13 protein-coding genes are annotated in these 12,929 nt (G+C 56.6%); 2 read left to right on the top strand and 11 right to left on the bottom strand.

Annotation, left to right across the window (positions count from 1 at the left end; genetic code table 11):
- Positions 1-97: 97 nt before the first annotated feature.
- Together ACFFSY_RS05140 and ACFFSY_RS05145 are read right to left on the bottom strand one after the other, a co-directional pair.
- Positions 98-1,306, bottom strand: coding sequence for an endonuclease Q family protein (locus ACFFSY_RS05140; protein WP_377490878.1), 1,209 nt, complete (start codon positions 1,304-1,306; stop codon positions 98-100).
- A 3-nt stretch (positions 1,307-1,309) separates the two neighbouring features.
- On the bottom strand, positions 1,310-1,867 hold the full coding sequence (locus tag ACFFSY_RS05145) for an NUDIX domain-containing protein (protein WP_377490881.1): 558 nt from the start codon (positions 1,865-1,867) through the stop codon (positions 1,310-1,312).
- A gap of 167 nt (positions 1,868-2,034) precedes the next feature.
- On the opposite strand from ACFFSY_RS05145, the gene mciZ reads away from it, so the two are divergent.
- Entirely contained in the window at positions 2,035-2,175 is a 141-nt protein-coding gene (gene mciZ / locus ACFFSY_RS05150) for a Z-ring formation inhibitor MciZ (RefSeq protein ID WP_377490884.1), read from the top strand.
- 102 nt (positions 2,176-2,277) lie between these two features.
- On the opposite strand, the gene ACFFSY_RS05155 is transcribed toward mciZ, so the two are convergent.
- The 6 genes from ACFFSY_RS05155 to lpdA form a co-directional block, all read right to left on the bottom strand.
- Positions 2,278-3,411 (bottom strand): M20/M25/M40 family metallo-hydrolase, encoded by a 1,134-nt coding sequence (locus ACFFSY_RS05155; protein ID WP_377490887.1) that lies wholly within the window; start codon positions 3,409-3,411, stop codon positions 2,278-2,280.
- Between the two features lie 153 nt (positions 3,412-3,564).
- Positions 3,565-4,287, bottom strand: coding sequence for a lipoyl(octanoyl) transferase LipB (lipB, locus tag ACFFSY_RS05160; RefSeq protein ID WP_377490890.1), 723 nt, complete (start codon positions 4,285-4,287; stop codon positions 3,565-3,567).
- Positions 4,288-4,303: 16 nt separating this feature from the next.
- On the bottom strand, positions 4,304-5,677 hold the full coding sequence (locus tag ACFFSY_RS05165; protein WP_377490893.1) for a dihydrolipoamide acetyltransferase family protein: 1,374 nt from the start codon (positions 5,675-5,677) through the stop codon (positions 4,304-4,306).
- Between the two features lie 283 nt (positions 5,678-5,960).
- Positions 5,961-6,944, bottom strand: a complete 984-nt coding sequence (locus tag ACFFSY_RS05170; protein ID WP_377490896.1) for an alpha-ketoacid dehydrogenase subunit beta — start codon at positions 6,942-6,944, stop codon at positions 5,961-5,963.
- Between the two features lies 1 nt (position 6,945).
- Positions 6,946-7,977, bottom strand: coding sequence for a thiamine pyrophosphate-dependent dehydrogenase E1 component subunit alpha (locus ACFFSY_RS05175; RefSeq protein ID WP_377490899.1), 1,032 nt, complete (start codon positions 7,975-7,977; stop codon positions 6,946-6,948).
- A gap of 153 nt (positions 7,978-8,130) precedes the next feature.
- Entirely contained in the window at positions 8,131-9,558 is a 1,428-nt protein-coding gene (gene lpdA / locus ACFFSY_RS05180; protein ID WP_377490902.1) for a dihydrolipoyl dehydrogenase, read from the bottom strand.
- Between the two features lie 230 nt (positions 9,559-9,788).
- Between lpdA and ACFFSY_RS05185 the strand changes: the two genes are divergently transcribed.
- Positions 9,789-10,100, top strand: a complete 312-nt coding sequence (locus ACFFSY_RS05185; protein WP_377490905.1) for a DUF2627 family protein — start codon at positions 9,789-9,791, stop codon at positions 10,098-10,100.
- A gap of 95 nt (positions 10,101-10,195) precedes the next feature.
- Here ACFFSY_RS05185 and clpP read toward each other — a convergent pair whose 3' ends face one another.
- The 3 genes from clpP to spo0A all read right to left on the bottom strand — a co-directional run bounded on the left by clpP (position 10,196) and on the right by spo0A (position 12,720).
- Complete coding sequence (gene clpP, locus ACFFSY_RS05190) at positions 10,196-10,780, bottom strand: ATP-dependent Clp endopeptidase proteolytic subunit ClpP (RefSeq protein WP_377490908.1); 585 nt, start codon at positions 10,778-10,780, stop codon at positions 10,196-10,198.
- Positions 10,781-10,861: 81 nt separating this feature from the next.
- Positions 10,862-11,593, bottom strand: a complete 732-nt coding sequence (locus ACFFSY_RS05195) for an RNA polymerase sigma factor (RefSeq protein WP_377490911.1) — start codon at positions 11,591-11,593, stop codon at positions 10,862-10,864.
- A gap of 299 nt (positions 11,594-11,892) precedes the next feature.
- On the bottom strand, positions 11,893-12,720 hold the full coding sequence (spo0A, locus tag ACFFSY_RS05200; RefSeq protein ID WP_377490914.1) for a sporulation transcription factor Spo0A: 828 nt from the start codon (positions 12,718-12,720) through the stop codon (positions 11,893-11,895).
- Positions 12,721-12,929: the final 209 nt, after the last annotated feature.

Consider the following 12,929-nt stretch of genomic DNA (forward strand, 5'->3'; position numbering starts at 1 on the left):
GTCCGTCTCGGTTGACTGCCGCTTCTCTCGTTCAATATCCGTCCGTTGCCAGAGGACGTCAAGCGCTGCTGGTTAGCCGTATGGCGCGAATTGGCGCTTATCCGTCATTGCCGCTTCTCGTCACCCGTCCATAACGTCCGCCGCCGCCCGCATCGAGCGCCAGCGTCCCTTCCCTGGCTTGTACGATCATCGCCGCTGCCCGAGCTGGCACGGCCATCGCAATTTCATCTTCGGACGCATCGTGCAGGACGTTCATTTCGGTGCCGAACCGGTCGAGCAGCTTCGCCATGGCCGCCTTGCCAATGCCCGGCACGAACTCCAGCGGTACCTGATAAACGTAAGGCGGCCGGCCATCCGGCACATACGTTTCGGTGCGCCCTTGAAGCGCGCCAAGCTCTTCGATCCGGTCCATGACGCCCCGAGTGAGCTTCGGACTTCCGCATTGCGCGCAGCGCTCCGTGCTCGTCTCCTCCTCCGCCAGCGATCCGCAATTGAGGCAATAGGTACGATGGTACTTCCCAAGCAGCGGGTTCAAGCCGTAATTAGCCGATATCTGCCGCCCATCCCGATTCTTCAGAGCCAATTCGAGCTCGCGGAACGACGGCTCATGCAACCGCAGCTCGTTATATTCCCGTCCGATCTTCGAGAGCGAATGCGCGTCCGAATTGGTGACGAACGGCAAGCCGTCCAGCTCTGGAATCAGACCAGCCATCGTGCTGTCGGCGGACAAGCCGAGCTCGACCGCGTCCACCAATTCCGGATCCAGCACTTCGCTCATATAGTCCGTGCAGCTGCCATACAAGCTCTTGTGCGGCGTGAAGACATGGGCAGGTATGAACAATCCGCCACGCGCCCTCACTTCCCGCTGCAGTTCTCGCGTAGGCACGTAGATCCGTTGCGAGCTCAGCTGCACATTGCGCATATGCCGGCTCATCCAAGTCGTAAAGTCACGCATTAGCGCAAAAGTCGGCAGGAACGCCAAGTAATGCGCGGCCCCCCTCCCCGGCTCCTTCACCTCGATCTCGGAACCGAGCAGGATCGTCGTATCCTGATACCGGATGCCGCCTCCGTCGATCTCGGCCATTTCGCCTGTCTCAAGGCAGTCCGCGATATCCGCCTGCACGCCCGGCGAATGACAATCGATGATGCCAAGCAGCCCAATGCCTTTGCGATGTGCTGCCTCGTGAGCGATCCGGCTGAACGTCAAATCCCGGCTGCCGCTGATTTTGACCGCTTCGCCGCGACTCGTGCTGCCGATATGAATATGTAAATCCGCGAAGACGCGCGACAGCGGCTGCCCCGTCATCGGTTAAATCTCCCCTGTCAATCGGTAGATATGCCACGCATAGACAGCCAGCACAGTCTTGGCATCGCTAATGCGTTCTTCCCGGATATATTGCTGCGCTTCGTCGAACGTAATGGCACTCACATTCAAGTATTCATCCTCGTCCGGACGGCTCTCGCCAAGCGTTAATTCCTCCGCGATGTAGACGTACAGCTTCTCGTCGGCGAACCCCGGCGACGTGTAGAACGCGCTGAGCGGACGCAGCTTCCCGGCCCGGTATCCGGTCTCTTCTTCCAGCTCTCTCGCCGCCGCGGCCATTGGGTCTTCGCCTGCATCCAGCTTGCCCGCTGGAATCTCGACCTGGAACTTCTCCATCGGCTTGCGGTATTGCTCCACGACGAGCATCTTGTCGTCGATCAGCGCGAGCACCGCGGCGGCACCCGGATGACGCACGATCTCGCGCGTCGCCGTGTTCCCGTCCGGCAGGCGAACGGTATCTACCTGAAGCGAAATGATTTTCCCTTCGAATATCGGCTGCGTGCTTACCGTAGGCTCACGGAATTCTTCCGTATTCTTCAACATGTGCTGGTTCCTCCTTTAGTTATGCGAGGGCTATTACGTTCTACTTACTTCTTGTCCTGCTTATTATGCATATCATGTCCTGCCTGCGCATAATCTTCATTATATCAAATTCATCTGCTTACGACGGACCCATTTGGGATTAATACCATATTAAGGAGGGAATGACCATGAAACAATTTTCCGTCTCCCATCAATTAACCCTCGTCGGCAAAGCGTGGGAAATCCGTTCCCGGCTCCGCAGCATGATGGCGGAAGGTCGTACGCTCGGCGAATATCTTGGGAGCCGCCAGCCAGTAGGCCCGCAATAACGCCTCCCTGTCGCATCGTTACCTTTGCGTATCGGACTTCCGCCTATTCATATCGCCATAAAAAAGAGCCGGACGTGGCGCCACGTCCGGCTCTTGCTTGCCTTAGGCTTGCTTCTGCGCCGCCAGCTTGATGATTTCGAGTACGAGCTCGGTCGTCTTGACGAGATCCTCGACCTTGATCCGTTCTTTGGTTGTATGGATCTCTTCATAGCCAACCGCGAGGTTCACCGTTGGCACGCCGAGTCCGTTGAAAATATTCGCGTCGCTGCCGCCGCCGGAATGGAACAGCCGCGGCGTTCCGCCGATATTGCCGATCGCCGTCTTCGCCAGTTCCACGACCGGGTCGCCCTCGCCGTATTGGTAGGCCGGATAGATCAGCTTGCTGACGAAGCCCGCAGTCGCGCCGAATTCCACCGCAACGGCTTCCGCCGCTTCCTTCATTGCCGCTACCTGCGCGTCCAGCTTCGATTGCACGATGCTGCGCGCTTCCGCTTCGAGCTTCACGTAGTCGCACACGATGTTCGTCGCGCCGCCGCCTTCGAACCGCCCGATATTCGCCGTCGTCTCGTGGTCAATGCGCCCGAGCGGCATGCGCGAGATCGCTTTCGCCGCCACTTGAATCGCGCTGATGCCCTTCTCCGGATTGACGCCGGCATGAGCCGATTTGCCGAAAAATTCGATCGTCACCTTTGCCTGCGATGGCGCCGCAACCGCGATGGAGCCGATCTCGCCGTTGGAATCGAGCGCGTAGCCGAACTTCGCTTCAATCTTCGAGCGGTCCAGCACGCTTGCGCCGACGAGCCCGGACTCTTCGCCGACCGTGATGATGAACTGGATCGGCCCGTGCGCGATCCCGTTCTCCTTCAACACGCGGATCGCTTCGAACATCGCCGCTAACCCGGCCTTGTCGTCCGCGCCGAGAATCGTCGTGCCGTCGCTGCGGATATAACCGTCTGCGTCCAGCTGCGGCTTAATGCCTTTGCCCGGCGTCACCGTATCCATATGGGACGTGAAGAAGATGGGCACGGCGTTGTCCGCCCCGCTCGCGTTCAGCTTCACGATGAGATTGCCTGCGCCATGGCCTGTCTTCGCAGCCGCGTCGTCTTCTTCGACCGTCAGCCCCAATTCCCGAAACTGCTTCGTCAGCACGTCGCAAATGTCGCGTTCGTGCTTCGTCTCGCTGTCCACCCGGACCAGCGACATGAAATGCTCGACCAACCGGTCTTGCGATACCATTGGCTTTCCTCCATCCGTATCTATCGTTTACAATGTTAGTAGCAGTAGCCATCCCTATCTCGATATCGAAAGGAGACATCGATCATGCGCGTTAACCGGCTTGCTAAAGTGTTCGTCTGGTTCGTTATTATATCCATGTTGCTATCGACGCTGCTATTTAGCATTGGCTGGATCTTCCAGTAATGCCTCCGGCGTCCTAGCTTCGAACCCGAACAGACGGCAGAAGTGCGGGATAAGCTCCCTCGCCGCCCGTTCAACGGACAAGTGGATGCCCGTGACATCCGCGAACGACGTAACAGCGTACTCTTGAATGCCGCACGGAATAATACCTTTAAATCCTTCTTCCCCGATGCCTGCCCGCACGTTCAGCGCGAAGCCGTGGCTAGTAACGAAGCCGCGGCGGGCACGGCATTTGTTAAACTTCACGCCGATGGCCGCGATCTTCGCGTCACCGACCCAAACCCCCGTATATTCCGGTTTCCGCCCGCCTACAATGCCGTAATCCGCCAGCCAGTCGATGATGACCTGCTCCAACTGCCGCAAATACGCATGCAGATCAAGACCGACTGCGTCCAAATACAGGAGCGGATAGCCGACGAGCTGTCCGGGTCCATGGTACGTGATATCCCCGCCCCGATCGATCTCGAACATCTCGATGCCGCGTTCCCGCAGTTCATCCTCCGAATATAACAGATGCTCCGGATGTCGCTGCGAACCGATGGTGTATGTTGGCGGATGCTGAAGGAGCATCAGCCTCTCGCCGCGCTCCTCCTTGTCGATCCCCTTCACATACGCCTTCTGCATCTCCCAGGCATCAGCATAGCCGATCAATTGATCATAGCTGACATCGAGCGTTCTCGCATTGGCCGTCGTCATGCTTCATCGCCTCGTTTCAATACAGTTTCGTCTCCGCGTCGAACGCCTCGAGCGTCTCTTTCACCTTCTGCAGGAACCGGCCGCAAATGACGCCGTCCAAAATCCGGTGGTCCAGCGACAAGCAGACGTTCGCCATGGAACGGACGGCGAGCATGTCATTAATAACGACTGGACGCTTCACGATCGATTCGAATGTAATGATGGCCGCTTGCGGGTAATTGATGATCGGCTGGGTCAAAATCGCGCCGAATGAGCCGGTATTGTTGACCGTAAACGTCCCGCCCTGCACGTCGTCCAGCTTTAACTTGCCTTCGCGCGTCTTGCGGGCGAGCACATCGATCTCACGGGCCAGACCGGCGATATTCTTCTGATCGGCGTTCTTGATGACCGGCGTTATGACGGAGTCTTCCGTACCGACCGACAGCGAAATATTGATGTCGCGCTTGACGATGATTTTGTCGACCGCCCACACCGAGTTAATGATCGGATATTCCTTGATGGCGTTGACGACCGCCTTGATAAAGAACGCGAGGTACGTCAGATTGATGCCTTCGCGTTTCATGAATTCGTCCTTCAGCTTATTGCGCGCGACGACGAGGTTGGTCACATCGACCTCGATCATCATCCAGCCGTGCGGAATTTCCGTCACGCTCTGGCGCATCTTCTGGGCGATCGTATTGCGGATCGGCGTGATGTCGATGAACGTCTCGCCGCGGCCCGGTATCGGCTGGCCTTCCACTTCCACCTGTGGAATGCGCGGCGTCTCGGACAAATGCAGCCCGCTCGAACGCACCGCGACATGCGTTGCGTCTTCCGTCTGCGACGAGCCTTGGACGACTGGCGATGCCGCCGCAGCAGGTGCTTGAGGCGCCGACTGCGGTTGCTGCCGGCCGGCGCCGCCTGCCGCGACATAGGCCAGCACGTCCTTGCGCGTAATGCGCCCGCCTAATCCCGTGCCCGGGATAAGCGTCAAATCCAGCTTGTGCTCGGCGGCCAGCTGCTGGACGGCTGGCGAGTATCGGCTTCGCATGGATTGATCACCTTGCGGCTGGGCTTGGTCCGATGTGTATACGCCGCTTGCGGACTCGGTTCCACGAATTCCCGCGTTCGCGCCACCTTGTGTTGATGCGGCCGGTGCGTTCTCGCTTACCGTCTCGATTAGGCAGATCGGCGCGCCGACCGGCACAGTCTCGCCAGCGCCTGCCAATATTTTGACCAGCGTTCCCCGCAACGTCGACGGCAGCTCGGCCGTCACCTTATCCGTTATGATTTCGGCGATCGGCTCGTACATGTCGACCGGATCCCCCGGCTGCTTCAGCCACTTGTCGATCGTAGCCGACACCAGCGACTCGGCCAGCTGCGGCATGATGACTTCCGTTACGGTTTTCATCGTATCAACTCCTGAACGTTGTATGCGTCTATGCGGATCTTGCATGCGCCGCATTCGAGAAGAAAGCCGCCGCAATAGCCGGCAGCTTCCTGGTAGACGCAAAATGAAACGGCTAACGCCGTCTTTGCGGCAGCGCGCGTTTCATTCTGGAAAAGCAGATTGGATTGCGTCCCAATTCGAAGATTGGGAATGCAGCATTCAGCGAAATGAAATATAGGGTTATTTGTAAGCATGTAACTTATAAATTCCTGTATTTCAAGAACCGCCGGCAGCCGTCTTCGCTTTAATATTGCGCCAGATGGCGCATCGCTTCTTTGACCTTCTCTTTGTTGAGCATGAAAAACTTCTCGCCCGGCGGGTTGATCGGCATCGCCGGCACGTCCGGACCGCATAGACGCATGATCGGCGCATCCAGCTCGTAGAGCATCTCTTCGGCCAGAATCGCCGATACTTCGCCGCCGATGCCGCCGAATTTGTTATCTTCATGAATAATGAGGACTTTGCCTGTACGGCGTGCCGCCTCCAGAATACCTTCCTTGTCGAGCGGCTGCAGCGTGCGCAAATCGAGAATATGCGCCGAGATGCCTTCCTGGGCCAGCTCCTCCGCCGCTTCGAGCGCGAAGTGCAGCGGCAGACTATAGCTGATTACCGTAATATCGTCGCCTTCGCGCAGCACGTTGGCTTTGCCGATCGGCACGACATAGTCGGTCTCCGGCACCTCACCGGTCACGAGCTTGTAGCACTTCTTGTTCTCGAAGAACAGCACCGGATCCGGATCGCGGACCGCCGCCTTCAGCAGCCCCTTGGCGTCATACGCCGTGTAAGGCGCGACGATCTTCAGACCCGGCGTGCCGAAGAAGACCGATTCCGGACACTGGGAGTGATACAACCCGCCGAAGATTCCGCCGCCAATCGGCGCGCGGATGACGAGCGGACACGTCCAGTCGTTGTTGGACCGGTAACGAATCTTAGCCGCTTCGCTGATGATCTGGTTCGTCGCCGGGAACATGAAGTCCGAGTACTGCATCTCGGCGATCGGCTTCATGCCGTACATGGCCGCTCCGATCGCGGCGCCGGCGATGGCCGATTCAGATAGCGGCGTATCGAGCACGCGCTCTTCGCCGAACTGCTCCTGCAGCCCCTTGGTCGTCGTGAACACGCCGCCCTTAACGCCGACGTCCTCGCCGAGTACGAATACGTCCTCGTCCCGCTCCATCTCTTCCTTCATCGCCAGGCGAATCGCGTCGATATATTCCATTCTTGCCATCTTAACGTCCCCCTTCGCGGTCGTCTTCCGCATATACGTGGCGCAGGACGCTCTCCGGCTGAGGGAACGGTGCTCGATCGCCGTACTCGGTCGCGTCGTCGATAACGGCGCGGATCTTCTGCTGGAGCTCAAGATCCTTCTCTTCGTTCCAGATGCCGCAGTCGATCAAATATTGCTTGTAGTGCAGGACGCCGTCCTTCGCGCGATGCTCGTCGACCTCTTCCTTCGTCCGGTATGCCAAATCGTTATCCGACGTGGAATGCGGCGACAGCCGATACATCATCGCTTCGATCAGCGTCGGGCCCTCGCCCGCGACCGCGCGCTCGCGCGCTTCCTTCACGACCCGGTACACCTCGAGCGGATCGTTACCGTCCACGCGTATACCCGGGAAGCCGTAGCCGATCGCCCGCTCATAGATATTGCCCGATACCGACTTATGCAGAGGCGTCGAGATTGCGTACTGGTTGTTCTCGCACATGATGATAACTGGCAATTTATGCACGCCCGCGAAGTTGCAGCCTTCGTGGAAGTCGCCCTGGTTGCTCGAGCCATCGCCGAACGTGACGAACGACACGAACTTCTTGCGTTTCATCTTCGCGGCCAGCGCGATGCCGACTGCATGCGGCACCTGCGTCGTAACCGGACTCGAGCCCGTGACGATCCGCAGCTTCTTGTGCCCGAAATGTCCTGGCATTTGGCGGCCGCCGCTGTTCGGGTCTTCCGCCTTGGCGAACACCGAAAGCATCAGCTCGCGCACCGTCATGCCGACGCCGAGCACGAAGCCGTAATCCCGGTAATAGGGAAGGAAATAGTCCTGCTCGCGATCGAGGGCGAACGCAGCCGCGACTTGCGCCGGCTCCTGGCCGATCCCCGATACGTGAAAGTTGATCTTGCCTGCGCGTTGAAGCAGCAAATTACGCTCGTCGAACTTCCGAGCGGTTAGCATGGTTGCATACATATCAATAGCTTGATCATCCGATAAGCCGAGCTCCGCATGTCTGGACGCTTGCTGGGTGGACCCAGTTGGTGTCATGTGGGAACCCCTCCTTTTAGCTACTCTTAAAACCTGGTACTAAGATTTGATTTCATTATACCCGAATAGAGCAAAAAAGGAAATGTTGACGGACAGGTGCAGAGCTCTAGCCAAGACGGCCGGCTCGCCGGGCAAGCTTGTCCGATCGACGCGTTAGAACGCGATCGCTTTGCCGTCCACGGCGAGCATCGCTTCGCCGATCGCTTCCGACAGCGTCGGATGAGGGTGAATGACCGCTCCGACCTCCCACGGCGCAGCGTTCAACAGCATGGCGAGCGACGCCTCAGAGATCAGATCCGTCGCGTGTGCGCCAATCAGATGGACGCCCAGGATATCATGGGTTTGCGCGTCTGCTACTACCTTGGCGAACCCTTCCGGATCGCCCAGCACAAGCGCCTTGCCGATCGCCTGGAACGGAATGCGTCCGACTTTGATCTGATGTCCCCGCTTACGCGCTTCTTCCTCCGTTATCCCGACTGAAGCGATCTCGGGACGGGAATAAATGCACCTCGGCACGAGACTCGAATCCCCGGCGCTTTCCTTGCCACCTAGAATATGATCGACCGCGATCAATGCTTCATGCGCGGCCGCATGAGCGAGCTGAAGTCCGCCGTTCACGTCGCCCACGGCATAGATGTGAGGTTCTGTCGACTGATAATATCCGTTCACTTTCACCGCGCCGTCCACGATCTGCACATCCGTGTTCTCGAGCCCAATGCCTTCCGTATTCGCCTGGCGGCCGACGGATACGAGCATCCGCTCCGCTTGGAGCCGAATCGTCTCCTCGCCGCTGGTCGCCTCGATGGACACCTGTCCTTCCTCGTATGTATACGTATCGAGCTTCAGGCTAATGCCCGTCAGCACGTGCACGCCGCGCCGCTTCAGCTGTTTGGCAAGCTCTGCCGACACATCCGGGTCTTCCGCCGCGAGCAATCGGGGCGCCGTCTCCACGATCGTCACGCGGACGCCGAAGTCCGCCAGCATCGAGGCCCACTCCACGCCGATAACGCCGCCGCCCACGATAAGGATCGAGTCCGGCAGCTGCTCCATCCGCAGCGCGTCGTCGCTTGTCATCACTCGCTCTCCATCATGCGGCAGGCCGGGTAGAGTGCGCGGTCTGGAACCTGTCGCGATGATCAGGTTCGCCGACACGACCGTCTCCATCTCGCCGTCCGCCAATTCAACGGCCACGCTTCCGCTTCTCGGCGAGAAGATCGACGGCCCGATAACCCGTCCGCTGCCGTTCACGACTTCGATGTTATTTTTCTTCATCAGGTGCTGCAATCCGCGGTACAATTGATCGACCGTCTGTTCCTTGCGCGCCTGCACGCCGCCAAAGTCGACCGCTACGGCGTCATCCGCAACTCGAAGGCCGAAGTGATCCGCCTTCTTCAGCGTGGCGAACACTTCCGCGCTGCGCAGCAGCGCCTTGCTTGGGATGCAGCCTTTGTGCAGGCATGTCCCGCCCAGCTTCTCTTTCTCGATCAGCACGACCTTCTTGCCCGCTTGCGCCGCGCGTATGGCTGCCGTATATCCCGCAATGCCGCCCCCAAGGACTGCAATATCGCATTGTATTGTCATCTCGCCAAAGCTCCTTACGCCGATTTTTGCCTTCCCACCTCCTATTGTACCTTTTTTCATTCTCCGGGAAAACCACGCGCCGCCCGCAAATAGACAACCTTGTCTCCAAAGGAGTATGATAGGATAGAAGGTAATCCGAACCTGCCCGCGCTTGAACGGCGGCGTGCGGATTTATACCGGATATTGGAACCCATTACGGACGACTACGCGCAGGAGGCTCTACCTCGAACATGAAACCCGTTATAGCCCGCTTCATCGCGATTTTATTGCTCGTTATTCCAGGCATTGGCGCCACGTACGGTTTTCTGCTTATGAAAGATGCCGTCTTTCATTATTTTTCTTCGTTCGCCCATGAAGAAGCCGCCGCACGCAGCTTCGAATTCGGACGCTTTATCGCGGGCTTCTTGCTCTTCGGAGTCGGCGTCGGCTTTATCGGCGGTTGGACGTTCTTCCGAGACCGCAAGCGCAATTACGTCGCCCCTCGCTTCCGTCAGAAACGTCCTCGCCCGCCTCGGCCCGGCGCTGGACAATCCGGGTCGTGATCGTAGCGACTGCAACGAGAACGGCCCCTTACCGCAATCGAGCGATAAGGGGCCGTTTGTTGTCATCTGTCGTCACCAAGAGGTATTTATGTGTGCTATGCCTTCAAAATGATCGCGTCGACGAGACCATAATTTTTGGCATCTTCCGCACTCATGTACCGGTCGCGATCGGAGTCCTGCTCAATTTGCGTGATCGACTGCCCTGTATGCCCCGCGAGCAGCTCATTGATTTTGGCGCGCGTCCGAATGATCCAGTTCGCATGAATTTGAATGTCGCTCGCCTGTCCTCTTGCTCCGCCAAGCGGCTGATGGATCATAATCTCACTGTTCGGCAGCGCGTACCGCTTGCCTTTCGCCCCGCCCGCGAGCAGTATGGCACCGAAGCTTGCTGCGAATCCCGTACAGATCGTCGACACATCCGGCTTAATATACTGCATCGTATCATAAATTGAGAATCCGGCCGTTACAGAGCCGCCAGGCGAGTTGATGTACATTTGAATATCTTTATCCGGGTCATCGCCGGCCAAGAAAAGCAGCTGCGCCACAATCGCGTTCGCCATGTTATCTTCGATCTCACCGCTCACCATAATAATTCGATCCTTCAGCAGCCGGGAATAGATATCATAGCTGCGTTCTCCGCCTCTGCCGCTTTGTTCAACCACGTAAGGAATCAATGTCATGGTCGTGCCTCCTTAAAGTTAGGAATAAAAAAAAGCAGTTCCGGCGCCTCGTGAATAAGGCCGTACTGCTTTCGTTCGAATCTATGCCGCCCACATGGCCATAACCATGGATGTGGCGTCTGCCCGGGTATATCCGCTGCTTGTTTGACCCATCCCGATCCCCGGCATTCCGACCGCAACGGTCGTCTGCTCTGCAGGTTGCATCTGCGTTAACGCAAGGACCACGAGTCCGGCCGTATTCGCACTTTGAAAGGCTTCGGTATACGCCCGTACAAATTGTCGTTCCTTCTCGGAACGTCGCTCCTCGAACCTCTCTTCCGACATCAGCTGAACGCGAATTCGAGCCAGACCTCGCCTTGCTCGTAATAAAGCAGCTTTCACTGCACCTTCAGACGTGTTCAGCAGTCTCGCCGTTTCGATCGCCGTATATTGAAAAACATCCCGCAGCAGAAAAATCGTCAGTTGGAGCGGGCTTAGCGAACGATTCAAAGCGCCAAGCAGCTGCTCGGTCTCCATACCGGACTTCGACATGCCATCCTCAGCCTCGTTGCCGACTTGCAGCTGTTCATGCAGGATGGTCTGGAGCTTGCGCTGTCGGCGGCACTGGTCGATCCATATATTTTTAGCCGTGCGCAGCAGAAGGGCTTGCAGATTTGGATGTCGTCGCTCGCCGGTCAAATAAGCAAGCACACGCAAACTGGTCTCCTGAACCAGATCCTCGGCTTCCCAATCGGAAGACGTAAGCCGCTTACAATACCGGTATAAATCTTGGCGCCATTGCGCCGAAGACACAGCCTGATCGCTAGTCGACATTGGAGCTCCTCCTTCCTTCGTTGCTTATAGTGTAAACGAACAGGGGACGTCTTAAGATACGGGGTGACGAAAAATTTATTATTTCCCATCATGCATCGGCCTTCATTGTCGCTCAGTGTGAGGGTTAACGGTACACGGTTACGTTGTTCAACGCCTTGCTGATTCGGCACTTATAGATGACCATTGATTAACGTACATGGCGCAGTAGCCGTATCCAGCTGTTCAGGTGCCGGCAACAAAAAACCGCCGAACATTCCATTCGGCGGGCGGCTAATTTTATGTTATTCGTTCTTACGCTCTCACGACACCTTGTGCTCGATCCGCAGCTTGTCGGCGACCATGGCGATGAACTCGGAGTTTGTTGGCTTCGACTTGCTGATGTTGATTGTGTAGCCAAACAGATGGCTGATGCTATCGATGTTGCCGCGCGTCCAAGCCACTTCAATGGCATGACGGATGGCACGCTCTACACGAGATGGCGTTGTTTTGAATTTCTCCGCGATCGCCGGATACAGCGTCTTCGTGATGGCCCCGAGGATCTCGATATTGTTGTACACCATTGTAATCGCTTCCCGCAAATATTGATAGCCTTTAATATGCGCAGGCACACCGATTTCGTGAATGATGCTTGTAATATTCGCATCCAGATTTTTGCCTTTGGCGAGCGGCACGACATTGGAAGACGATTTCACCATCGAAGAACTGCCGCTGAACACGCTCGCACCCGATCCGGACATTGCCGTCGCGTTGCCAACCAATTGACGGATACGATTCGCCAGTATTTCCATATCGAATGGTTTCAGTATGTAATACGAGGCGCCCAGCTGAACGGCTTTCTGCGTAATGTTCTCCTGGCCGAATGCCGTGAGCATTATGATCTTCGGCATTGGGGACAGATTCAGTTCTCTCAAACGTTCCAATACGCCCAATCCGTCGAGATGAGGCATAATAATATCTAAAATAAGGACGTCCGGCGCTTTGCGGGATTCTTCTAGCAAGCGAAGTACTTCTTCGCCGTTATAAGCAATTCCGGTCACGACCATGTCGCTTTGTTCCGAAATGTATTCAGACAGCAAGTTCGTAAACTCTCGGTTATCGTCAGCAAGTAGAACTTCGATTCTTTGCAAGGTAAAATCCTCCTTAGTGTTAGTAAACGGTATATACTCAATGCGTATTTAAGTTCACTTCTTTTCTGCTGACTAACATTTTCGACACTTTGAAGTAAATTCCTTCTGTCGAATAATATTTTTGTTTATTTTTATTTTCGGATGAATTATAATGGAAAATTTACAACAAGATCATTCTTTTTTCGTTCGTATTCGACAAATAACTAACA

This window comes from Paenibacillus aurantiacus (assembly GCF_042431225.1).
In the GTDB taxonomy this organism is placed as follows: Bacteria; Bacillota; Bacilli; order Paenibacillales; family Paenibacillaceae; genus Paenibacillus_Z; species Paenibacillus_Z aurantiacus.

Coding starts and splice junctions, on each gene's coding strand:
- ACFFSY_RS05140 (WP_377490878.1), bottom strand. CDS start 1,306: ATGACGGGGCAGCCGCTGTCGCGCGTCTTCGCGGATTTACATATTCAT.
- ACFFSY_RS05145 (WP_377490881.1), bottom strand. CDS start 1,867: ATGTTGAAGAATACGGAAGAATTCCGTGAGCCTACGGTAAGCACGCAG.
- mciZ (WP_377490884.1), top strand. CDS start 2,035: ATGAAACAATTTTCCGTCTCCCATCAATTAACCCTCGTCGGCAAAGCG.
- ACFFSY_RS05155 (WP_377490887.1), bottom strand. CDS start 3,411: ATGGTATCGCAAGACCGGTTGGTCGAGCATTTCATGTCGCTGGTCCGG.
- lipB (WP_377490890.1), bottom strand. CDS start 4,287: ATGACGACGGCCAATGCGAGAACGCTCGATGTCAGCTATGATCAATTG.
- ACFFSY_RS05165 (WP_377490893.1), bottom strand. CDS start 5,677: ATGAAAACCGTAACGGAAGTCATCATGCCGCAGCTGGCCGAGTCGCTG.
- ACFFSY_RS05170 (WP_377490896.1), bottom strand. CDS start 6,944: ATGGCAAGAATGGAATATATCGACGCGATTCGCCTGGCGATGAAGGAA.
- ACFFSY_RS05175 (WP_377490899.1), bottom strand. CDS start 7,977: ATGACACCAACTGGGTCCACCCAGCAAGCGTCCAGACATGCGGAGCTC.
- lpdA (WP_377490902.1), bottom strand. CDS start 9,558: ATGACAATACAATGCGATATTGCAGTCCTTGGGGGCGGCATTGCGGGA.
- ACFFSY_RS05185 (WP_377490905.1), top strand. CDS start 9,789: ATGAAACCCGTTATAGCCCGCTTCATCGCGATTTTATTGCTCGTTATT.
- clpP (WP_377490908.1), bottom strand. CDS start 10,780: ATGACATTGATTCCTTACGTGGTTGAACAAAGCGGCAGAGGCGGAGAA.
- ACFFSY_RS05195 (WP_377490911.1), bottom strand. CDS start 11,593: ATGTCGACTAGCGATCAGGCTGTGTCTTCGGCGCAATGGCGCCAAGAT.